20 protein-coding genes are annotated in these 22,977 nt (G+C 37.8%); 3 read left to right on the top strand and 17 right to left on the bottom strand.

Annotated elements, in window-relative coordinates:
* Positions 1–2 precede the first annotated feature (2 nt).
* From nuoK to WC644_08805, 11 genes are all read right to left on the bottom strand, one after another.
* The gene (gene nuoK, locus WC644_08855) at positions 3–311 is read right to left on the bottom strand and encodes an NADH-quinone oxidoreductase subunit NuoK (GenBank protein ID MFA5012045.1); all 309 of its coding nucleotides are present in this window, start codon (positions 309–311) and stop codon (positions 3–5) included.
* An 18-nt stretch (positions 312–329) separates the two neighbouring features.
* Positions 330–827 carry an NADH-quinone oxidoreductase subunit J gene (locus tag WC644_08850; GenBank protein MFA5012044.1) on the bottom strand — a complete coding sequence of 166 codons (498 nt, stop codon included), beginning with the start codon at positions 825–827 and terminating at the stop codon, positions 330–332.
* A gap of 1 nt (position 828) precedes the next feature.
* On the bottom strand, positions 829–1,473 hold the full coding sequence (locus WC644_08845) for an NADH-quinone oxidoreductase subunit I (GenBank protein ID MFA5012043.1): 645 nt from the start codon (positions 1,471–1,473) through the stop codon (positions 829–831).
* 25 nt (positions 1,474–1,498) lie between these two features.
* The gene (gene nuoH / locus WC644_08840; GenBank protein ID MFA5012042.1) at positions 1,499–2,557 is read right to left on the bottom strand and encodes an NADH-quinone oxidoreductase subunit NuoH; all 1,059 of its coding nucleotides are present in this window, start codon (positions 2,555–2,557) and stop codon (positions 1,499–1,501) included.
* 35 nt (positions 2,558–2,592) lie between these two features.
* Positions 2,593–3,711: an NADH-quinone oxidoreductase subunit D gene (locus WC644_08835; protein MFA5012041.1), complete on the bottom strand. Its 1,119-nt coding sequence runs from the start codon at positions 3,709–3,711 to the stop codon at positions 2,593–2,595.
* A gap of 27 nt (positions 3,712–3,738) precedes the next feature.
* A complete protein-coding gene (locus WC644_08830) occupies positions 3,739–4,218 on the bottom strand; it encodes an NADH-quinone oxidoreductase subunit C (protein MFA5012040.1) in 480 nt (159 codons plus the stop codon).
* Positions 4,219–4,241: 23 nt separating this feature from the next.
* Positions 4,242–4,751 carry an NADH-quinone oxidoreductase subunit NuoB gene (gene nuoB / locus WC644_08825; GenBank protein MFA5012039.1) on the bottom strand — a complete coding sequence of 170 codons (510 nt, stop codon included), beginning with the start codon at positions 4,749–4,751 and terminating at the stop codon, positions 4,242–4,244.
* 3 nt (positions 4,752–4,754) lie between these two features.
* Positions 4,755–5,132: an NADH-quinone oxidoreductase subunit A gene (locus WC644_08820; GenBank protein ID MFA5012038.1), complete on the bottom strand. Its 378-nt coding sequence runs from the start codon at positions 5,130–5,132 to the stop codon at positions 4,755–4,757.
* Positions 5,133–5,222: 90 nt separating this feature from the next.
* Entirely contained in the window at positions 5,223–6,005 is a 783-nt protein-coding gene (locus tag WC644_08815) for a biotin--[acetyl-CoA-carboxylase] ligase (GenBank protein MFA5012037.1), read from the bottom strand.
* Between the two features lie 8 nt (positions 6,006–6,013).
* On the bottom strand, positions 6,014–7,654 hold the full coding sequence (locus tag WC644_08810) for a S8 family serine peptidase (protein MFA5012036.1): 1,641 nt from the start codon (positions 7,652–7,654) through the stop codon (positions 6,014–6,016).
* Positions 7,655–7,829: 175 nt separating this feature from the next.
* Positions 7,830–8,696, bottom strand: a complete 867-nt coding sequence (locus tag WC644_08805) for a metallophosphoesterase (protein MFA5012035.1) — start codon at positions 8,694–8,696, stop codon at positions 7,830–7,832.
* Between the two features lie 184 nt (positions 8,697–8,880).
* Between WC644_08805 and WC644_08800 the strand changes: the two genes are divergently transcribed.
* Positions 8,881–9,048: a hypothetical protein gene (locus WC644_08800; GenBank protein MFA5012034.1), complete on the top strand. Its 168-nt coding sequence runs from the start codon at positions 8,881–8,883 to the stop codon at positions 9,046–9,048.
* Positions 9,049–9,335: 287 nt separating this feature from the next.
* Here the strand turns inward: WC644_08800 and WC644_08795 are convergent, their stop codons facing one another.
* From WC644_08795 to WC644_08775, 5 genes are all read right to left on the bottom strand, one after another.
* A complete protein-coding gene (locus tag WC644_08795; GenBank protein MFA5012033.1) occupies positions 9,336–10,967 on the bottom strand; it encodes a choice-of-anchor J domain-containing protein in 1,632 nt (543 codons plus the stop codon).
* A gap of 385 nt (positions 10,968–11,352) precedes the next feature.
* Positions 11,353–13,284, bottom strand: a complete 1,932-nt coding sequence (locus WC644_08790; protein MFA5012032.1) for a choice-of-anchor J domain-containing protein — start codon at positions 13,282–13,284, stop codon at positions 11,353–11,355.
* 451 nt (positions 13,285–13,735) lie between these two features.
* Positions 13,736–15,616, bottom strand: coding sequence for a choice-of-anchor J domain-containing protein (locus tag WC644_08785; GenBank protein ID MFA5012031.1), 1,881 nt, complete (start codon positions 15,614–15,616; stop codon positions 13,736–13,738).
* A gap of 364 nt (positions 15,617–15,980) precedes the next feature.
* Positions 15,981–17,759, bottom strand: a complete 1,779-nt coding sequence (locus tag WC644_08780) for a T9SS type A sorting domain-containing protein (protein MFA5012030.1) — start codon at positions 17,757–17,759, stop codon at positions 15,981–15,983.
* Positions 17,760–17,899: 140 nt separating this feature from the next.
* Positions 17,900–19,885: a T9SS type A sorting domain-containing protein gene (locus WC644_08775; protein MFA5012029.1), complete on the bottom strand. Its 1,986-nt coding sequence runs from the start codon at positions 19,883–19,885 to the stop codon at positions 17,900–17,902.
* A 291-nt stretch (positions 19,886–20,176) separates the two neighbouring features.
* Between WC644_08775 and WC644_08770 the strand changes: the two genes are divergently transcribed.
* Together WC644_08770 and lexA are read left to right on the top strand one after the other, a co-directional pair.
* Positions 20,177–20,707, top strand: a complete 531-nt coding sequence (locus WC644_08770) for a hypothetical protein (protein MFA5012028.1) — start codon at positions 20,177–20,179, stop codon at positions 20,705–20,707.
* A gap of 74 nt (positions 20,708–20,781) precedes the next feature.
* Positions 20,782–21,408: a transcriptional repressor LexA gene (gene lexA / locus WC644_08765; protein MFA5012027.1), complete on the top strand. Its 627-nt coding sequence runs from the start codon at positions 20,782–20,784 to the stop codon at positions 21,406–21,408.
* 27 nt (positions 21,409–21,435) lie between these two features.
* Here the strand turns inward: lexA and purB are convergent, their stop codons facing one another.
* A complete protein-coding gene (gene purB, locus WC644_08760; GenBank protein ID MFA5012026.1) occupies positions 21,436–22,728 on the bottom strand; it encodes an adenylosuccinate lyase in 1,293 nt (430 codons plus the stop codon).
* Between the last annotated feature and the right edge of the window lie 249 nt (positions 22,729–22,977).

Here is a 22,977-nt window from a genome sequence, read left to right as displayed (position 1 = left end):
TTTTAATCTTTCAAAGTATTAGCTTCGTCAATATCGATGGTGGCGAAGTTATTGTAAAGGTTTAGGACAATACCGAGTGCAATAGCCGCTTCAGCAACAGCCAGAATCATAACAAAAATACTTAAAACCTGTCCGTCAACACCCAGTCCACCAAAATAAGAGAAAGCAACAAGATTAATATTTGCAGCGTTGAGAATCAGTTCAATACCCATCAAGACGAGTATTGCATTTCTTCTCGATATCATAGCGAACAGACCGAGTCCAAAAAGTATTGCCGATAAGACTAAATAATGATTTAAACCAATTTCCATTTTAATATAATTAAACTTTTAATCTTTTATTTTTCTTGCAAACATTGCCGAGCCGATAAGAGCAACGAGCAGAACAATAGATGCAATTTCAAAAGGAAGCAAATATTCCGTTAACAACATTTTACCTATCTGCGAAACAGTCTCTTCATTAACGGAATGCTGTTTAATGTTCCATTTAGTAGAAATAATTATAAAAACCAGAATAGCAATAATTCCGACGCTAAAAATCACAGCCGGAATCTGGTTAAGATTTTTTGTGCTAATCTGAATGTCAGTAATTTTTGCCGTTAGCATAACACCGAATAACAACAATATTAAAATACCACCCACATAAATCATAATCTGCGTGACGGCAATGAAATCGGCACGCAACAAGACATAAAATCCTGATACAGCGAATAAAGTAAAGAACAAAGCAAAAGCTGAATGGATTACATTTTTATTGAACACGACAATGATTGCTGATACGACGGTAATTGCCGCTAAAACATAAAATATTATAGTTGAATATGGCATATTATGATTCTTTATTATCTGTTTCGGGTTTTGCTTCTGAAGTGCTTTCAGGCTTAGCATCTGTTTTATTTTCTGCTTTCGCCTTTTCTTCAGCGGCTTTTTTTGCAGCTGCTTCAGTTGCTGCTTGTTTCTTCTTTTCTTCCTGTTCTAAAGCATACTTCTCATACATTGCTTTCTTTTCAATACCCTGTTCAGGAGTTAAATCAGCGAACTGATATTTCAAACCGTTTCTTTTATAAGTTGCGAATTCAAAGACATCAGTCATATAGATGCAATCAGTCGGGCATGGAAAAACACAAAGCTGACAATAGCAGCATTTAGCAAAATCGATAGTAAAGTTTGTAACGTGCAGAGCTTTTTTCTTGCCCTGAGATGTTACGCCGGTTTTACCGACAATATCACCCGGTACGACTTTAACCGTTGAGATATCTATGCAGCTAACCGGACAGGCTTTTGCGCATTGATCGCAGCCGATACAGTCTTCCATGTTAACAAACAATCTATTGCGTTCTCTTTCGGGTAATTGAAGTCGTTGTTCAGGATACTGAATAGTAACACTTTTCTGAAAAATATGCCTGAAAGTAATTCCCAAACCGATAGAAATCGAAGTGATCGCCTGATAAATATTTCTGAAATATTCTTTCATTTATAATTAGAATAAACTTTAATCATTACTGAAATAAAACCATATAAAGAGCAACAAGGAATAAATTCACAAGAGTAATCGGAATAAAATATTTCCAGCAAATTGTCATCAACTGGTCAATTCTGACTCTTGGTACAGTCCATCTAACCCAAATCTGAACACCGACAAGCATTAAACCTTTTGCCAAGAACCAAAACACCTGAAACACAGGAGTATTCAAGAACGGGATAAGGTCACCAAAAGGCGACTGCCAGCCTCCAAGGAACAGAGTACTAATAACGGCTGAAACAGCGAACATCTGAGCATATTCTGCGAAGAAGAACATAGCAAACATCATTCCAGAATATTCGATATGAACACCAGCCACAAGTTCTGAATCTGCTTCGGTTAAATCGAAAGGTGTTCTATTTGTTTCGGCGAGAGTTGAAGCAAAGAGGATTATGAATGAAATTACCATAATAGGAATCAGCAGTAATTTCCATAAATCTCCCGGACCTCCAAAAATATACCAGTTAAATAATCCGCCCGATTGAATTTCAGCATACTTTTGCATACTCAAAGTGCCTGTGAGCATAACGATAACAACCGCCGAGAGTGCGGTCGGAATTTCATAGCTTACAATTTGAGCCACAGTACGCATTCCGCCAAACAATGAATATTTATTGTTTGAAGCCCATCCCGCCATTAAAACACCTATGACACTGAGCGAAGAAATAGAGAAGAAATAAAACAATCCAATGTTTAAATCTGCTCCGATAAACACGGAACTGAAAGGTAAAACAGCATAACCCATAAAAGCAGCTGTAAATACTATGAAAGGAGCCATAGTGTACAGACCTTTATCAACCTTTGATGGATTAATAATTTCTTTCTGGACGAGTTTAATCGCATCCAAGATGGTTTGTATTAAACCGTATTTATCAGTACGATTGGGACCGATGCGGTTCGAAATCCAAGCAGAAATTTTTCTTTCAGCAAGGACCGCATACAATGCAAATACGCTAACATAAATTACAACCGGAATTGTTATTAACACGTACGTTAATAAGTTATCTCCGAACCACTGTGTAAAAATGTTTTCCAATTTAATATATTAAAATTTTTCTATTATTAATTTTACTATCTGTCAATACACCCGAGAACAATATCAAAACTCCCGAGAATCATAACAACGTCAGCAATCATGTGACCTCTTGAAATCTGATTAATAACGCTAACGTTGCAGAACGAAGGGGAACGAGCCTTTACTCTGTAAGGATTCAGGCTCCCATCGCTAACTATATAGTATGCAAGTTCGCCTTTTGGTGATTCTGTTCTGACATAAGCTTCACCAACAACGGGTTTGACTCTTTTGGGAACAGCTGACTGGACATCACCGTCGGGTATGATATCAATTGCCTGTTCGATAATCCTTAGTGATTGTTCCATTTCATGTGCCCTCACGATGTACCTATTCCAGCAATCTCCGACAGTCCCAAATTCACCGGTACCCACGCAAACATCAAAATCAAATTTATTATAAACAGAATAAGTATCATCTTTTCTCAAATCGTATTTGAAGCCTGAACCTCTCAACGTAGGACCGGATGCTCCTGCATTGATAGCAACATCGATAGGTAAGACACCAATATCAACTGTCCTTTCAATGAAAATCTTATTGTAAGTAAGTAAATCGTTTATCTGTTTAATTCGAGGTCTGAAATATGTTATAAACTCCTTAGTTTTTTTAATGAATTCGGGTGTGATATCATGAGACAGTCCGCCAACCCAGATGTAATTATAAAGCATTCTTGCACCGCAAACGATTTCAAATAATTCAAGAACTTTTTCCCTGTCGATAAAACAGTATAAGAACGGAGTGAAAGCACCGGCATCATTGCCGTAAGTACCTATAGCAACGAGGTGAGAGGCGATTCTCTGCAGTTCAGCCATAATAACACGAATGTATTCAACTCTTTCAGGGATTTCAATAGCAAGTAATTTTTCGACAGCGAGAACGTAGGCAAGTTCATTACTCATGGCGTTCACATAGTCCATTCTGTCAGTATAAGGGATTATCTGAGGATAAGTCATTGCCTCGGCATGTTTTTCAAAACATCTATGTAAGTAACCGATTTCGGGTCTTACGTCCTGCACAATCTCACCATTTAATTTTAACACCAATCTCAGAACCCCGTGAGTTGATGGGTGCTGGGGTCCCATATTAATAGTAAGTTCTTCTGTTCTTAATTCATCCATTTTTAGAATGTAAAAATTAGTATTTTATTAATAAGGTACTTTCATACCCTTGTAAAACTCCGGTACTTTATAATCTTTTCTGAGCGGGTGACCTTCCCAATCTTCGGGAAGCAAGATTCTTCTCAAATCAGGATGTCCTTCAAAAGTCAACCCAACAAGGTCGAATGCTTCTCTTTCGTGCCATTCAGCGGCAGCCCAGACATCGCTAACAGTTTTTACGACAGGATTTGATTTCGGAACGACAACCTTCACGACCAGTTTATGGTGTAGAACGTATGAATACAGATGATACACAACAGCAAGGTTATCCTTATCGTAATCAAGTCCGCTTAAACATGAAAGATTATCAAACTGCATAGATTCTTCGTCTCTGAGGAATAAAGAAACCGCATTAATTTTATCGGCTGAAACGAAGAAAAACGGGTAAACAGGTACATCTGTCTTCAGTTCTCCAATACCGTCTTCAAAAACCTTTTTTAATTTATCGTAGACTTCGTTTGTTTCCATATATTAAAATTACACTTTATTAATTATGCTTGTTTTTTAGCTAATGACTGTTCACGGATTTTTTCCTGAAGCTTTATTAAACCTTCAAGCAAAGCTTCGGGTCTAGGCGGACAACCAGGGACGTAAACGTCAACGGGAATAATTCTATCGATACCCTTTAAGACATGGTATCCGTGTTCCCAGTAAGGACCGCCGCAGTTAGCGCAGCTTCCCATTGAGAGACAGTATTTTGGTTCAGGCATCTGGTCCCAGAGTCTTTTAATTCTTGTAGCCATTTTTAAAGTAACTGTTCCAGATATTAGAATAATATCCACATGTCTTGGAGAAGGTCTTGGAATAATACCAAACCTATCGAGGTCATAATGAGATGCTGAAGTAGCCATCATTTCAATAGCACAGCAAGCGAGGCCGAAGAACATCTGCCACATAGAAGATAACCTGCTCCAGTTTAATAGTTTATCGGCGGAAGTAATAATAATATTACCGCTTTCGAATTGTTCAACTCTGTTATCGAGTTTATTAAGAATTCCCATAGATTAGATTTCGCTTTTAAAAATTTGTCTATCGAGTTTTGGAACTACCGGCTGAGGTTTATCCCAGTAGAGGTCTCCTTTAGCGTAAGCATATATGAATCCAACTATTAGAATAAACAGGAAAATTGCCATCTCAATAAAAGCAATCAATCCCATATCTTTAAAGACAACAGCCCAGGGGAAGAGGAAAATGATTTCAACGTCAAAGATTATGAAAATCAGAGCGACGACGTAGTATCGAATATTAAACCGTATCCATGTATCACCAACGGTATCTTCACCGCATTCGTAGATGGATTCTTTCCCTTTGGAGGGATACCGAGGACCGACAATTTTGCCGGCGGTAACAGCGATTGCAACAAATCCAATCGATACAATCATAAAGATTAAAACTTGTCCAAAATCTGATAACATGAGGTATATTTACTTAGTTGCAAAAATGATTTAATAAGGCAAAAGTAAATATTAATTCTAATAAATGAAACTTATTTCACCAGTATAGAAAGTGGAAAAAATTTTTGAGTTGATATTTTCAGATGTTTTTATCTTAATTCCGCCGTCGTCACAGACATCGATTACTAGTCCTTCGATTTCTTGATTTAAATCTGTTCTTAAAAACTTCACTTTTCTGTTAATCATGCAGGAATTGAGCCGCCACAGTTCCATAAGAATGTCTTTTCGTTCGAGCAAGATCAGATCATTGTAAAACTGATTTACTAAACAGGGAATTATTTCATTTAAGTTAAAATCCTTTTTAAAAAAGCTTTTGAGAGAAACTGCTTTGTGTGAGAGTTCATCGTTAAAGGTTTCCTGATTAACATTAATGCCGATTCCTATAATATATTTTTGTGGGATTTCGTTTATATCGATTAATTCAGATAGAATACCTCCAACTTTTTTACCGTTCAGCATAATATCATTCGGCCACTTCAGTGAAAAAACATTTGCAGGGTCATCTACTTGCTTACTTATGTATTCTTTAAGAGACCTTAGAACAATATATGAAGTGTAAAAATTTACAAGGTGAGGAGACTGAATGTCAAAACTTTTTACAAGAGAGATCGTTATGTTTTTGCTTTTTTCTGAATTCCAGGATCTATCGAGTCTACCCCTTCCGGCTGACTGGTGCTCTGCGATAATGAGCAAGTCATCCTCATCCTTACATGATTTAGCAAAAGTGTTTGTAGAATCGATTGAATCAAAATAGAATACTCTTTTAACACCAATTAAATCAAGATTTGAATAATCAATCATTCAGATAGCTATTTCTTACGTGCTGGTTTGTCTGGATTGCTATTATTATTATTTCTATTCTCTTTTTTCTGTTTCTTTACTGCTTTTGCGCCTCCATCATCATTGCCATCGTACTTTTCGACAGGTTCCTTTGTCACATTTTCCCTCTTTACATCCTCTTTCATGTTTTCTTCATTAACTTTTGTTCTTGTAAACTCATCGTTGTACGTTAGAGCAAGGAAGAAATCGACTCTGCCGTAACCATAGTAAATATCGAAACCACTTTTATCTTCTGACGGGTCACCTAATCCATCAACAGCAGTTTCTTTAATAATAGTTTTAATTTCAGAGCCAGTTCGGTTCATGTCCTGAGATAGAAGTAGAGAAGCGAGTCCGCTGACGATTGCAGTTGATTGTGATGTACCGCTCCAGTACGAATCGAAGTTGAATGGATTTTCATAATCAACACCGTAAATTTTATTACCCGGAGCGACGACTGAAATATGTTTTCCCCAGCAGCTTCCCCCGCCCCATGAAAATCTTTTGCATCTTTTTCCGTCAGTATCGGTTGCACCGACAGCCATCACACCGTCAAAACTTGCGGGATAGTATTTCCTTCCATCACCTTTATTCATCATAGAAGCAACGAGAACAATACCTTTATTAACTGCGTAATCAACGGCTGTTTTCAGCACTTTTGAGTAATCATCACCCCCTTCGCTCATATTGATAATCTTAGCACCGTTATCGACAGCGTATTTAATGGATTGAGCCCACCATTCGTATTCGCCTGAATTGTTGTCGCTAAGATTTTTACAGTTCATCAATTTACTGTTAGTGTTAATACCTGAGAAGCCGAATGAATTATTTGTATTTGCTCCAATAACACTTGCTATGTTTGTTCCGTGCCCGAAACCATCGCCGTTGGAATTATCATCATAAGCAAAGTCCCAACCTTTATAATCATCAACGTATCCGTTTCTGTCGTCGTCAATATTGTTATTAGGGATTTCATCTTTATTAATCCATAACCTGCCTTTTAAGTCAGAGCTTTCGTCTTCAATACCGGAATCGAGAATAGCGATAATGACGTCGTTGCTACCAGTTTCAACATCCCAAGCTTTTACGATATTAATATCTTCACCAACTTTTGTAACACCGCCAGAGCTTGGTTTAATGTTTCCCTTATTGTCAAGATACCATTGAAGCGAGAAATAAGTATCATTGGGAAACATGCTGATTACACTTTCTTTTTCACCCGCAGCTATACCCGTGAAGACGGGTTCAGCATATTCAACGTTTAAGTCTTTTGCATAGTCATCGGCAGCATTGTAAGAATCTGCGTCTGATTCGAAATGAACTACGTATATTTTAGCCATTTCAAGTTTTTGATAAAGCTGAACATCACCGTTGTTAATCTCAAATACACGACGGATTTTACTTACTTTGTATTTGGAGTTCAGAGCATCGAGGGATGGAATACCGGTAATGGTGGAAATTTTACCAGTGGCTTCGGAAACACCGAGTTCTTTTTTAGTTTTAATAAAAACCTTATTTTTTACGTACGATGAATTTCTGTTCCATTCAAAAGTATTGGATTCTCGTGGAATAAAGACCACTAATAAACAGAATAAAAATACCGATATTAATTTTAATAATTTATGTAACATGCCCTCATACGTAAAATTTTCTTCAGATTCTCTTATAATTGAACATAAAATAATATCTGAAAGTTTATATCTTTTAATTTTTAACGTTAAATCGATAAATTTGTTCCATAAAATATACAAATTTACCTTTCCACTTCGGTTTCGAAAACGACATCACCTTGAATACTAATAAACTTCATAACCGCTTTACCGCTGTAAATTCTTGCTGACAGAAAGGAATTATACTCCGGGCAAACACTGATTGTTCGATTAAATTAGTTTTACGCAGTTCGGAGCCTGCTCCGCTGACGAAATAATTCACGCTGTTTTCTTTGAGGAACTGAATATCGTGGTCATGACCGCAAATATACATTTGCACACCATATTTTTCAAATAACGGTTTGAAATACTTATTAATTTCTTTAATACTACCGTGTTTGCCGCCTGAAAGGACAGGGTGGTGTCCGATGACTATTTTCCAGTCGGCGTCACAGTTTTTCAGGCTTGATTCGAGCCATTTCAATTGCTGCTGCCAATCTGCTTCGTATAGCTGGTCTGCTGAATTATGCCAGTCGGAGTTTTTATCTGTTTTAATTCTGTATTTTTCAATGAAAGGGTTAGTATCGACGAAAAGGAATTGAATTCTTGTACCATCTGCAAGTTCTTCATCAATAGAATAATAGCTTGAGGGGAATTTCCATCTTATATTAAACTTAGATAATTCAATTTGTGCATTGGCACTATATCCGTAATCATGATTTCCAAAAGTTATATACCATGGCACCTGCAGAGAGGTAGCAGTATAAATATCGTCAAAGCTTAATTTGATAAGAGAATCCTCAACGGATTTAATTCCATATTCATAAAAGTTATCGCCTGTGGAAACAATAAATTTTACCGGAAATGATTCGGCATAATTTCCCATAGTTTCAGCAGTTTCTTTCTGCAGATGATTCCCCTGCCTACCCCAGTCACCTATGGCAATGAAATGGAGGGTACTATCCTGAGAGTAGCAATTAATTGAAATAACAAAAACGAATAATGAGATTATAAGTCTTTTCAATAGTTAAGAATTTTATTATAATTTATGAAATAAATAACTTTACATAAATGCAAAACCGAAGCAGCAAAGTTTATATTTACGATTGCTTATAATAATTTCCAAATTTAGTGAAAGACATTGAGTCAAAGAGAAGGAAGACTGTATAATATTAAATAGGGGGAATAAAGGGGATTTTTGATATAAAATGAAAGAAATTTATAAAGAAATGGGAGATTTGTTATTTGCGTTGCAGAAGCAAGCTATGACAGAGCAGGCAGAGACGGGCGAGAGAAGGAGGAGCATAGGATGTTTATGGAATGTTCATAGGATGTTCATGGGATGTTCATGGGATGTTCATGGGATGCTAAAATAGAAATATGTTTTTACAGAACTTTAGAGGGTATTTATTTTTTATAAATGACATACTTTAAAGTATATTTACATTTGTATATACTCATACTTATAATAAATATAATAATAATTTTAACAAAAGTAAAGATATAAAGAGAAAATATTTTAAAAACTTCTAAAAGGAAGGAGATTAGAGAAGAACTAAAAGTATGTTACTTAAGGAATAATTTAAAATGAAACAAAAAGCCCGGCACTTATCAGTACCGGGCTTAAATTCACAATCTGCTTACAGGTATAAGAATTGCAGATTTATTTGATTAACATCATTTTCTTAACATCAGTAAAGCCGTTCACAGAAACTTTGTAGAAGTACATACCGCTTGAGAGATTGTTAGCGTTGAAGTCCACCATATAAGTACCTGCGTTTTTAACCTCATTGACGAGGGTTGAAACTTCCCTACCGAGAATATCATAGATTTTTAATGTTACCAGACCAGATTTCGGAATAGCAAAATTAATCTTTGTAGCAGGGTTGAACGGATTAGGATAGTTCTGAGACAAAGAATATTTATCAGGAACGTTTGAAACGACGGGAGTAACAGCTGTAACGACACCGAGGTCAAGATTCCAAGTGTTAGCAATTTCAGCAGAATCTAAGCCTCTTTTGTAGAATCTGAATTCGTCCATTAAGCCGTCAATACCGGCTGAGGATGAATAACCACCGACAGAGAATCCTGTACCGGATGTAAAATTCCATGGATTTGCTTGAACAACAGTATTTTCAAGGACACCATTTTTATAGATTTTAACGCTTGTTGATGCAGAATCATAGACAATGTGTATGACGTTTGGTCCCGGGATGATATTTGGAATCTGAACATCTGTGACACCTGTACCTCTAAGAAGTGCACCACCAGAAGGGGCAACACCGCCTACAAAGCAGCGGAATGAATGACCCATATCACCGAACAGATATCTCGTTGTTGACGGTGTACCGAGGTTGCCAAGCCACATACTAATAGTAAAACTACTTGTACCTGTTGATAAATTATAACCAGTCATAATTTTAGCACTTGTAGTAGCAGTACCTGATAAGCAGCTATCAAACTGACCACCGGAAGTAAGAGTTAAAGTAGTAAGGGGGGCAGGATTTGTTCCAGCGCCCGGGATAGCAAAGTTAGGTGTCAAATTTGCTGCGGGATTATTTTCAAATCTATAATAGATTAAGTCAGGCAGTGAAAAAGCTGGAGGAGGCGTACCACTTCTTTCTATAGTAAGAGCATCAATACCGATATAGTTTGAGTTTGAGCCTGATGGTCCGCCATTTGCTACTGTGTATCTGATTGCAAATCTACCGTTTGCACTTGCAGAAGGTGCTCTGAATCCTCTCTTTTCCCAGGTTCCTGCTGCGGATACTAAAAATCTACCGAGTTCTGTCCATGTACCTGAAATGGTTGAGTCTGATGTTGAATACATTACTCTGATTGAATCGGGCCATGTGCTACCTGTTGATGTTCTTGAATAGAAATACAGTGAATCTCCGGCAAGCATTCCGCCTGTTACTTTTGGAGTTACCATCCAGACGTCGATCTGACCGGCACCTGACGTAGCATTGAAATTTGCACCAACATATCCAGTTGTAGGACCGTTGTATGCAGGAAATACTGTCTCATTGCCCTGGAACCAGAATGTAATGCCTAGCGGCACAGAGTTTTGATAGATTTTATAACCTCTTGTTCTAAGTGCTGTTGTATCGTTAGCACCGTCGAAGTTATCGGTATATACGGGTGTGCCGTAAGATACGTGCACCGGGTTATTACCAATTTGTCTCGTATCAGCAGAATTAGTATTTTTGCTTCCAAACGGGTCTTCTATAATAAATCCGAGTGAAAGTCCAAATCCAACAACTAAAAATAAAACGAGTGAGAAGAGTTTTTTCATAGCTTTTCCTTTCATTTTTATCTTTTAAGATTAATAAATAGCTATAACACATTTATAAAAAAATACCTATATTATATAACATAATTCAATAATTATTTAATATCAACATTAAAAATAATAAATCATATGTAATTGTTTTTTCCCCACTTAAATAATTTACCGCGGTCACTGCTTAAATAGGACATATTAGAAGGCATATTCAATGGATTATTGAATCATATTTAGACAAAGAAAATAAGAAAATTTTCTGTTATTGAGATTTACCATCAGACAAAGTAAGTTAGAAAAGAAAAAGCGTACCAAAATATGTATAAAAATAAAAGCCCGGGACTTTTCAGTACCGGGCTATATTAGTCCTGTTTAAACAGGATAAATAATTATTGATTTATTTGAGAAGCATCATTTTCTTAACATCGTTGAATCCATCAACAGAAATCTTATAGAAATACATACCGCTTGATAAGCTGCTTCCGTTGAAATCGACTGTGTAACTGCCTGCGTTTTTGACTTCATTAACGAGTGTAGCTACTTCTTTACCGAGGATATCATAGACTTTCATTGTAACAAGTCCAGACTTCGGAAGTGCGAAGCTAATCTTAGTAACCGGGTTGAACGGATTCGGGAAGTTCTGAGATAATGAATAGCTTGCGGGTGTTTCGAGGTTACCAATATTAGTAACTGAACACGGGTCAACCTGTATAGTAACAAGTCCAGGATTAGTTGCACCTGTAAGGGAACCGCCAGAAATTAGAATCTTTCCTTTATTTGAACCAGTAACAAAAGCATCGACTGCTTCCCAATAGTTTGATGAAGCACCATTGATACCTCTTCCAGTAAGAACTGTCGGTAACCATGAATTTGCATCAGCATCAAAGATAAATATACTGTCGCACGTACCCGGCGCAGGAGAAACTTCACCGGTTACAAAGTAGAATCTATTACCAAGTCCAACACCACCCGGTCTTGAGGAACCAGTTTTAGACATCGGAACATTAGGACCAGAAGCCCAAGTGATTGTAGAAGCATTAGCACCAATAGTACCTATTTGAACGTTCTTTGTGAATGCAGCATTATAACCAGCCATAATGAATAACTTATTACCGACGATACCGTAGGCGGCTGTTCTTCTCGCAAGTAAATTAGGAGAAGAAGTACCCCATGTATTGGATGCGATTCTGTAATAATATACTGTTGTAGCCGGAGCTGAATAAGGTCCACCCATAACAAAAATTACGCTGTCACCCCAGTTGACCGCACCATGACCAGAACGACCACCGGGCAAAGGAGCAATAGAAGTCCAGCCTGTAGCCGGAGTGTATTTATAGCATAAAGTACCAGCGGTACTAACTGTTGAACCGCCACCCATTAGATAAAGAGCATCTCCAGCCTTAACTAAAGAATGACCGGATAACGCTGACGGAAGCGGAGTACCAACTGAGAAGGTGTTTGTATTAATATTATATCTTTGTACATTTGTTGAACCAGTTGTAGCATTATCAAGATAACCTCCAGTAATATAAAGAGTATCACCAAGAATAGCACTTGCGTGAGCCCATCTTCCTAATGGAGAAGCCGGAAGAGGACCATAGCTGCAAATTGTAGTGGGATACGTCAAAGTTGGAGGTGCTCCACCGCTTCTTTCTATAGTAAGAGCATCAATACCGATATAGTTTGAGTTTGAGCCAGAAGGTCCGCCGTTCGCTACTGTGTATCTGATTGCAAATCTACCATTAGCACTTGCAGAAGGTGCTCTGAATCCTCTCTTTTCCCAGGTTCCTGCTGCGGATACTAAAAATCTACCGAGTTCTGTCCATGTACCGGAAATAGTTGAGTCTGATGTTGAATACATTACCCTGATTGAATCGGGCCATGTGCTACCTGTTGATGTTCTTGAATAGAAATACAGTGAGTCACCTGCCTGAATTCCGCCGCCCGTTACTTTTGGAGTTACCATCCAGACGTCGATCTGACCGGCACCTGACGTAGCATTGAAATTTGCACCAACATATCCAGTTGTAGGACCGTTGTATGCAGGAAATACTGTCTCATTGCCCTGGAACCAGAATGTAATGCCTAGCGGCACAGAGTTTTGATAGATTTTATAACCTCTTGTTCTAAGTGCTGTTGTATCGTTAGCACCGTCGAAGTTATCGGTATATACGGGTGTGCCGTAAGATACGTGCACCGGGTTATTACCAATTTGTCTCGTATCAGCAGAATTAGTATTTTTGCTTCCAAACGGGTCCTCCATAATAAACCCGGCTGTAAGCCCTAATCCTACAACTAATACCAAGACTGTAGTGAAGACTTTTTTCATCGTTTTCTTTCCTTTCTGTTTTGGTTTAATAAGTAATTAAATTACTGATTCAGATTAACTCTAGAATAATATATGAAAAGAACTCAAAGATTCGAGATAAAAAATACTTCCAATGTAAGTAACTTAATATTTATTTATTAAAATTTCAACGTGAAAATATGAAATTTGAATAAAGTAATAAGTTATGGAAAAGAACACATACCTTCATTGCCTCGGAAGCAGAAACAATCTTGTTTAAACTCACAAGCAAACAGATTAAAACGGAAAAGATTTTTTTAATAAGAGAAGGAATAAATACTGAATGACGGCTTAATTCTAATCAACATCAGGAAGAAAAGGAAGTAAGAAATAAAATGGAAAGCTCCATTAATAACATTGTGTAAACAAAAAGCCCGGGCTTCTTCAGCACGGGCTTTAAGATTCCTGTTCTGCAGGATTGAAAACAATTTATTTATTTGATTAACATCATTTTCTTTACTTCGCTGAAGCCGTTTACTGATACTTTGTAGAAATACATTCCGCTTGTAAGGCTGCTAGCGTTGAAATCTACTGTGTAACTTCCAGCGTTCTTTACTTCATTGACTAAGGTTGCAACTTCTTTACCGAGAATGTCATAGACCTTCATTGTAACAAGACCTGATTTCGGAAGAGCAAAGTTAATCTTTGTTGTCGGGTTGAACGGATTTGGGTAATTCTGACTTACAGAGTATGAAGAAGGAATTTCATTACTAACAACGGTAATACCGGAGATAGGTGTACCATATCTTGAAATCTTTCCATTGTTTCTGACAGCCCAGATGGTGTTACCAGTTCTTGCTTTCGTCAGATGATAAAATAAACCGTCAGGAGCAGTATATGCTGTTGACCAAACTGCACCATTGTTTGAAGAATAATGAACAGTTGTGTTCTGAGTAGCAACCCACCATTCAGTTCCTGTTCCAGCAATACCTGCTGTGTTTGTTGCAACCGGAGAAGCTAATGCTGACCAGTTTGTTCCGCCATTTGTGGTGAGGTTCAATGCATTATAACCAGCTAAACCAACAGTTTCGCTATTGAACCAAACTGAATACTGGTTAGTGAAAGTAGTAGTCTGTTGTGACCAATTTGCACCAAGATTTGAAGAATACATAAAGTAGTTGGCATTTGTACCCATCCAAACGTTGTTACCAACTATCATTAGTGCATTATTCCAGCCTGCCTGTGTTGTTGGTACTGTTGCCCAAGTTGTCCAGTTAACACCACCGTTTGTAGATTTCAAGAAAGTCCAGTTACCGCCGACAGGGTCACCGACATGATAAGCAGTATTTGCATCAGTCATCCAGAGACCATTACCGAAACCACCTGCCTGGAAATTAACTTCAGTCCAGTTTGCACCGCCGTTACTTGTTCTATAGATATAATTTCCTGCTGTTGGAGAAGCGGTTGCTAAAGCAACGTTAGCATCCCACGCAAAAATATTATAAAGAGGAGCAGAAGTTGGTAGGTTTCCGCTCACATTCGTCCAAGTTGCACCTTTATTGGTTGTTCTAAGAACTTTACCAGAAGCACCGCAAGCCCAAGCAATATCATCATTAACTGCAGAAACAGAATAAAGTGTAGTAGTTATACCTGAAACCTGCTCAGTCCATGCTGCCGTAGGCGGAGGAGTTCCACTTCTTTCGATAGTTAAAGCATCAATACCGATATAGTTTGAGTTTGAACCAGAAGGTCCACCGTTAGCTACTGTGTATCTGATTGCAAAACGACCGTTTGCACTTGCTGTTGGTGCTCTGAAGCCTCTCTTTTCCCAAGTTCCTGCTGCGGATACTAAAAATCTACCGAGTTCTGTCCATGTACCTGATACAGTCGAGTCTGATGTTGAATACATTACCCTGATTGAATCGGGCCATGTGCTACCTGTTGATGTTCTTGAATAGAAATACAGTGAGTCACCTGCCTGAATTCCGCCGCCTGTAACTTTTGGAGTTATCATCCAGACGTCGATCTGACCGGCACCTGACGTAGCATTGAAATTTGCACCAACATATCCAGTTGTAGGACCGTTGTATGCAGGAAATACTGTCTCATTGCCCTGGAACCAGAATGTAATGCCTAGCGGCACAGAGTTTTGATAGATTTTATAACCTCTTGTTCTAAGTGCTGTTGTATCGTTAGCACCGTCGAAGTTATCGGTATATACGGGTGTGCCGTAAGACACATGTACAGGATTACTGCCAGTTTGTTTTGTGGTTGAAGATGGAGACTTGCTTCCAAACGGATCATCCATAATAAATCCGAGAGTCAGACCAAGTGCGACCACAACAACTAAAACGGTTGAAAAGATTTTTTTCATCTTGTTTGCCTTTCAGTTTTTGATTTAATAAATAATTTATTTAAGTATTGAACAATATAATTAATAAAAACATTTCTTTAATATAACTGATTAATTATTAGAAAAGATTTATTCTTAACAAAAAAATGTTGACTTATAATTTAGTGTATCTTGAAATAAATATCAATATGAAAATCCTAAAATCCGAATCATAACTTTTTACTCATCTGATAGAATGATTTTAACGCGTTTAAGGTCTAGGAAAGAGATTTTTCCGGCAGGAGAGCAGAGGATTGAAATTTATTAATCCTTAATAAATAAAAAGCCCAGCACTTTTCAGCACCGGGCTTTATGATTCCTACATTCAGGAATGAAATTTACAGATTTATTTGAGTAGTAACATTTTCTTTACTTCACTAAAGCCGTTTACAGATACTTTATAGAAGTAAACACCGCTCGTAAGATTGCTTGCGTTGAAGTCCACAGTGTAATTACCTGCGTTCTTTACTTCATTGACTAAGGTTGCAACTTCTTTACCGAGAATATCATAGACCTTCATTGTTACAAGACCTGATTTCGGAAGTGCAAAGTTAATCTTTGTTGTCGGGTTGAACGGGTTTGGATAGTTTTGTGACAAAGCGTATTCCACCGGTACTGTATTACCAATCTGATTAACACCGGTTATCCAATTAGCGCCGATACTGTAAGAGAAGTTATCAACATACATTTCATCCGTTGCTGTGGCTCCAAAGAAGTCGGCAGCAGAAATTTTCTTAGGAACTGTTGTGCCACTTGCACCGGCTGTCCAACGCCATTTATGAACCATGGTTCCATTGATGAGGAACTTTGCCGAATCGACATCCAGATTCACCAACAATTTCACCGTCTGCCATGCACCGTGTGTATATGCGAACGGTACGGCAGTTGATGAACCTCCATTGAGTCTTCCGTTGTTCCCGGTGGCAGTAGCATCAAAGTAGCACTCCATGCCCCATTGGGATGATGAGCCAGCGAAGTTTGCCAAGGTATTCCAATAACCCGCTTTGCCTGTCGGTATGTAGAACTTGAAAGTAACCTCATGAATGCCATTCGTATCATTTCCAAATCGTTTTACCAGGTCGTTGTTCTGGGTAATCACAACCGACTTAGTCGGACTAAATGATTGAGCATTGGAAATAAGAGGATCTTCAGTAGTGTTGCACGGAGAGATGCTCCAAGTCGTCCAGTTTAGAGAATCCTGACAAGCCAGACGCTGACCAACGGTGTAGCTTTCGAAGTCATTGAAGTATCCTGCCGGAGCAAGGTCTTTAAGTTTATAACCAACCAGAGCATAATTCTGATAGTTGCAGAGCATAAGTAACTGATTGCCTTTAGCAACTACTTCGGCACCGCCAGCAATACCGACACCATTAATATTAATTACGTATGTATTAACAACTGCACCTGTGGTTATATTAATTTTGGTAAGTAAGTTCGTTGTATCTGTCGGAATAGAGAAATCCTGAGACCAGACCCATAAGAATGCCTGACCGGGTGTTGAAGTACTATCCCAGCCCATGCCGTACTTACCAGATAAAGTAGATGTTATAGTTCTCCGTAAGACACCAGTTGTATCATGAAAGAAAATGCTTCCGGAAAAGTTTGTATTCCAGAAACCTTTTCTATTCGGATCCCATGCAATAGCTCTTGTTGAACCGCCAGTAAGTGTAAAGGTCTTAAGCGTAGCTCCAGTATTTGGGTTTAACCTATACAAAACTGTTGTTGCCGGACCACCATAAAGGAAAGTACCGTCTGTAGTAAGGTCACGACAGTTTCCAACATAAGTTAAAGAATCAGAAAGTGTTCCGGGACCACCCCCGGGACCATTATCATTATATCTGTAAATATAAGTACTATTCCATCTATTGAAATAGTATTTACCATTGAACCACATAGCACCAACGGTTCCTGCATTCATACCGCCGACGCCAGCATAATTGAAATTAAATGCTGTCGGATAAGGGAAGCCAACCGGTGTTATAGTATCTGCCGTAGTACCGCTGTTATTCGTCCTTACGACAGGTGCTCTATCTGAATACGGGTCATCATTGAACTGAATGAAACCGTAAGCTAATGTAATTGCTACCGCAAGGATAGCCATAACTGTAATGCTCTTTTTAAGCATAATATTTACTCCTGTTTATGTTAGTAAAATTTTCATTAAATTAATTGAAATCTTCATTAATGTCAATTAAAAACAAAAAGCCCGATACTTTTCAGCACCGGGCTTTATGATTCCTATATTCAGGAATGAAAATTACAGATTTATTTGAGTAATAACATTTTCTTTACTTCACTAAAGCCGTTTACAGATACTTTATAGAAGTAAACACCGCTTGTAAGATTGCTTGCGTTGAAGTCCACAGTGTAAGTACCTGCGTTCTTTACTTCATTGACTAAAGTTGCAACTTCTTTACCGAGAATATCATAGACCTTCATAGTAACAAGCCCAGACTTTGGAAGTGCAAAGTTAATCTTTGTTGTCGGGTTGAACGGGTTTGGATAGTTTTGTGACAAAGTGTATTCCACCGGTACTGTATTACCAATCTGATTAACACCGGTTATCCAATTAGCAACCGGATTGTAAGAGAAGTTATCAACATACATTTCATCCGTTGCTGTGGCTCCAAAGAAGTCGGCAGCAGAAATTTTCTTAGGAACTGCTGTGCCACTTGCACCGGCTGTCCAACGCCATTTATGAACTATAGTTCCATTGATGAAGACCTTTGCCGAATCGACATCCAGATTCACTATCAATTTCACCGTCTGCCAAGAACCTTGTGTATAGGCGAATGGTATGGAAGTTGATGAACCTCCATTGAGTCTTCCGGTTGATGCAGCATCAAAATAGCACTCCATACCCCATTGGGATGATGAACCAGCGAAGTTTGCCAAAGTGTTCCAATAACCCGCTTTGCCGGTCGGGATGTAGAACTTGAAAGTAACCTCATGAACGCCATTTGTATCATTTCCAAATCGCTTTACCAAGTCGTTATTCTGGGTAATCACAACCGACTTAGTCGGACTAAATGATTGAGCATTGGAAATCAGAGGGTCTTCAGTAGTGTTGCACGGAGAGATGCTCCAAGTCGTCCAGTTTAGAGAATCCTGACAAGCAAGACGCTGACCAACGGTGTAGGTTTCGAAGTCATTGAAGTATCCGACAACAGGACTTCCAAGACAACTTCCATCAATCTGAGTAAATTTGAATTTCTCAGTAGTTCCCACACCAGTAGTAGTATAACCGGAAACAATATAAGCAGAACTGTCATATAAGCCGGTACCCTTAAAGTTTGATCGTGCTTGAGAATTATTTGCCAATGCCTGGAAAGATCCTGTACAAGGATTGTACAAATAAGATGTCGCTGTTAAAGTTCCTCCACTAATTGCACCCCCTGAACAGAATATTCCTCCAGCATTTCCAATTCTAACAGGAAAAGAAGCCATTCTTGTCACTGCACCAGTCGGGTAAGGAGCTATAGCGGTCCATGTAATCGTTGAAGGATTCGCAGGATTAATAGCACCTTTATAACAATTAGGTACGTAAGTTCCACCTGTTGTAGAACCACAGAAAATATAAATCGTATCACCAATAATACCACCGCCCGACATACTCATAGGAATAGGTAAATTAGTTCCAGCTGACCATGTGTTTGTTTTTGTGTTGTAAATTCTTGTAGCATTGTACTGAACTGTAGTAGTACCAAACAATCCATCTCCACCGCCAACACAATAAATCAAACTATCGTGATAAACAGCTGTTAATTGGTCGGTGCATTTACTAGTCGTCATGGGAGTCATAGTAGTCCAAGTGTTAGTAATAATGTTATATTTCATACATATACCGTATGCAGATGTAGCATTATTCCCACCAATAACATAAATCAAGCTATCTCCCTTCATAGCGACTGCCCATCCTGCAGAAATTGGATTAGGCATAACTGATACATTATTGGTCCAAGCATTAGTCTTAGAATTGTACTTGGCAACATTTGTTAATTGTGTAGATGAACCACCTCCAAATTGATAAATTAAGACTGTATCACCTCTTTTAATCGCAGCACAGCAACTTCTTGAGACTGCGTGAGGGGAAATGGGTAAAGTTGACCAAGTTCCTGTGGTAAGCGGATTATCGCTAAAATATTCAGGAACGAATGATTTCACAATTGAATTGTTGAAATCTGCATTCTGTGCATAGCACAGATATGTTGTGAAAATTAACATAACAACCAGAAAAGAAATCTTCTTCATTTTGTTTTCCTTAGGTTTAAGTTCACAAAAATTTATTTAGTAAAAATAATAATAAAAAGCAAGAACTGTCATAAAATATCCCTATAATAATTTTAAATGTCAATATAATTATATAGTTATAAAATATGATGACCGGAAGAAAAAAGGTTAAACTGAGCATTTTTACTCAATAAAAAACATGTTGCGTAATATCTGTTTTGGACTTTAAACAGAGCAATTAAGATAAGTCGATTTAAGTTTGACTTTTTAAATGTATTATAATTTTATAGATTTAGTTAAAATCGTATTATTATGCAGAATGACAAGTTACAGAATTACCTGACATTATTAGACAAATGGATGCAATATTATGGATTTGAACAAACTGTAAATGATGATACGCTTGGGATGGACAGAATATATTCGCGATACAGAACGGACATTGCGATGTTCGGGAAGTGTTCGACTTATTCTTTTGTAAAATACGTAGAAAGGGGTATTGACGGAAACTGGATGAGGCAGTTTAGTTCAAACCTTTTTGAATATGCATACAACCACAGGAAAGGCATACCGATAGGGCTGGGCGGGTCGCTTGTAGTCTATCCATTACTAATAACAGATTCGGTTTCTTTTGAACTTGCAGCATTTCTGAAGACATACACGCCAAAACACTATGCGGCATTTGAGTTTCCGGTAGTAATGGACTTCATAAATGAAACATTATATTATCTTGAAACAACACCATTGTGGGGGTCGCTGTATTTTTCGGGATTCAGGAAGGAAGTGCACAGGATTTATTCGCCTGCTGCATGGAAACAGATATCGAAAAGTATAAAAACATAAACGGATAGTCTTAAATTTATTCTCCTTATACATTTTCCACTTGCATCTCATATTAAAATATGCCATATTATTATATGGAAAAGAAGCTTACTAAAAAACAGCAGAAGATTTTAGATTTCATTCTAAAATTTACGGAGGATAATTCATATCCACCAACACTTAAGGAAATTGCCGATAAGTTCAAGATTACGGTCGGGACGATTCAAGACCACGTCTTCGCGCTTCAAAGGAAACAATATTTAATGAAAAAGCCAGATACTGCCCGCGGATTCAGAGTAGTAAAGACATCTTCGGGTGAGAAAGTAACACCTAAAACCGAAATGAACTACATACCACTTTACGGTAATGTAGCAGCGGGTGAGCCAATATTTGCATCGGATAATGTACAGGGATATGTAGCAGTCGAGAAGAGTGCAAAGGGCCACAACATTCATTTTGCATTGAAGGTAAAAGGCGACAGCATGATAGACGCGGGTATCTATGACGGGGACATTGTAATCGTCAGGAAACAGGATACAGCAGAAAACGGAGAGATAGTAATCGCATTACTCGACGATGAAGCAACTGTGAAGACATTGCGCAATAACAAGATTAAGGCATATCTTGAAGCTGCAAATCCAAAGTACAAGGCAATAATGAACAGGCCTTTTTCAATTATCGGTAAGGTGATTGAACTAAGAAGGCAATACCAGCAGGTTTAATCTAAAAGCCGGTAAAGAGCCGGCTTTTTAATTGAATACCCTATTGAAAATAAATTCTATACTCTTTTGAGATTTGTTATAATCGAACACTTCCTGAAGATCTTTAGAGGTTAAGAACTTCATTGCTTCTTTGCTATCTTCAACAAGTTTTCTGAAATCAATTTTTGATTCCCAGCATTTCATTGCGATTGACTGAACTATTTTATAGGCATCTTCCCTTTTCATTTTCTTTTCTATAAGTTTAAGCAGTAACGTCTGAGAGAATATAAGTCCTTTTGTGAGTTCAAGATTCCTTTTTAAATTCTTTTCATAAACAGTAACATTTTCTATAAGCAAGATAAACTTATTGAGCATATAATCGAGAAGGATTGTTGAATCGGGCATTATAATTCTTTCTACGGATGAATGAGAAATATCGCGCTCGTGCCAGAGAGGAATATTTTCCAATGCTGCGAGGGAATTGCTTCTAATTACCCTTGCGAGCCCAGATAGCTGCTCCGAAACGATGGGATTCTTTTTATGCGGCATTGCAGAAGAACCTTTTTGTCCTTTTGTGAAACTCTCTTCAAGTTCGAGAACCTCAGTCTTTTGCAGATGACGTATTTCAGTTGCGTATTTATCTAAACAAGAAGCAATAATAGCCAAAGTGGACAGAAACTGAGCGTGCCTGTCTCTTTGCAGTATCTGAGTAGAAATCTTTGTTGATTTTAAACCAAGCTTGCGGCAGACATATTCTTCAACTTTTGGTGATATATGTTCATACGTTCCAACTGCGCCTGATATTTGTCCGACGGATACAATTTCAATTGCATCTTTCATCCTTTTAATGTTTCTGTTATTTTCGTCGTACCATAAAGCAAACTTCAAACCGAGAGTAATCGGTTCAGCATGAATTCCATGCGTTCTGCCAATCATAGTCAACTTTTTGTATTTCAGTGCTTTCTTTTTCAGAACGGAATTCAGCTTCAACAAATCCTTAAGAATAATCTCCCCTGCCTGTTTCAACTGAACAGATAGAGCAGTATCGAGGACGTCAGAGCTTGTCATACCCATATGAATGAAACGTGAATCAATACCAACATACTCTGCAACATTCGTTAGGAAAGCAATAACATCATGCTTGACAGTTTCTTCAATTTTCAACACGCGTTTTGTATCAAACTTTGCTTTCTTTTTAATAACAGCGAGTGATTTAGCGGGTAAGTTGCCAAGTTTACACTGAGCTTCGCATGCGAGAATTTCGACATCAAGCCAAATATTAAATTTATTTTCATCCGACCAGATTTTTGCTGCTTCTTTTCTTGAGTATCTTGGTATCATAGAAGTTTCTTAAATTTCATAATGTGATTGAATATTATAAATATATCTGTAATAGAATACTAATAAAAGTCTTTTATAATTTACAATATCTTGTTTTGAAAAAACATAAAATGATACTATAAAATCCAGCTTAGCAGAACAAATAAAACAGAAAGTTTGTTTTAAAAACATAATGCATTTCAGATAAGAATCTGAAATTAAGGGTAACATCAAGAGAGGCTTTAGTTACCTTTTCCCGGTATGTAATTA

It is taken from the genome of Ignavibacteria bacterium (genome assembly GCA_041649015.1).
Lineage (GTDB): Bacteria > Bacteroidota > Ignavibacteria > Tepidaquicellales > Tepidaquicellaceae > CAIKZJ01.
Note: the sequence above shows the minus strand (reverse complement) of the source record. Positions and strands in the feature narration are given on the sequence as shown.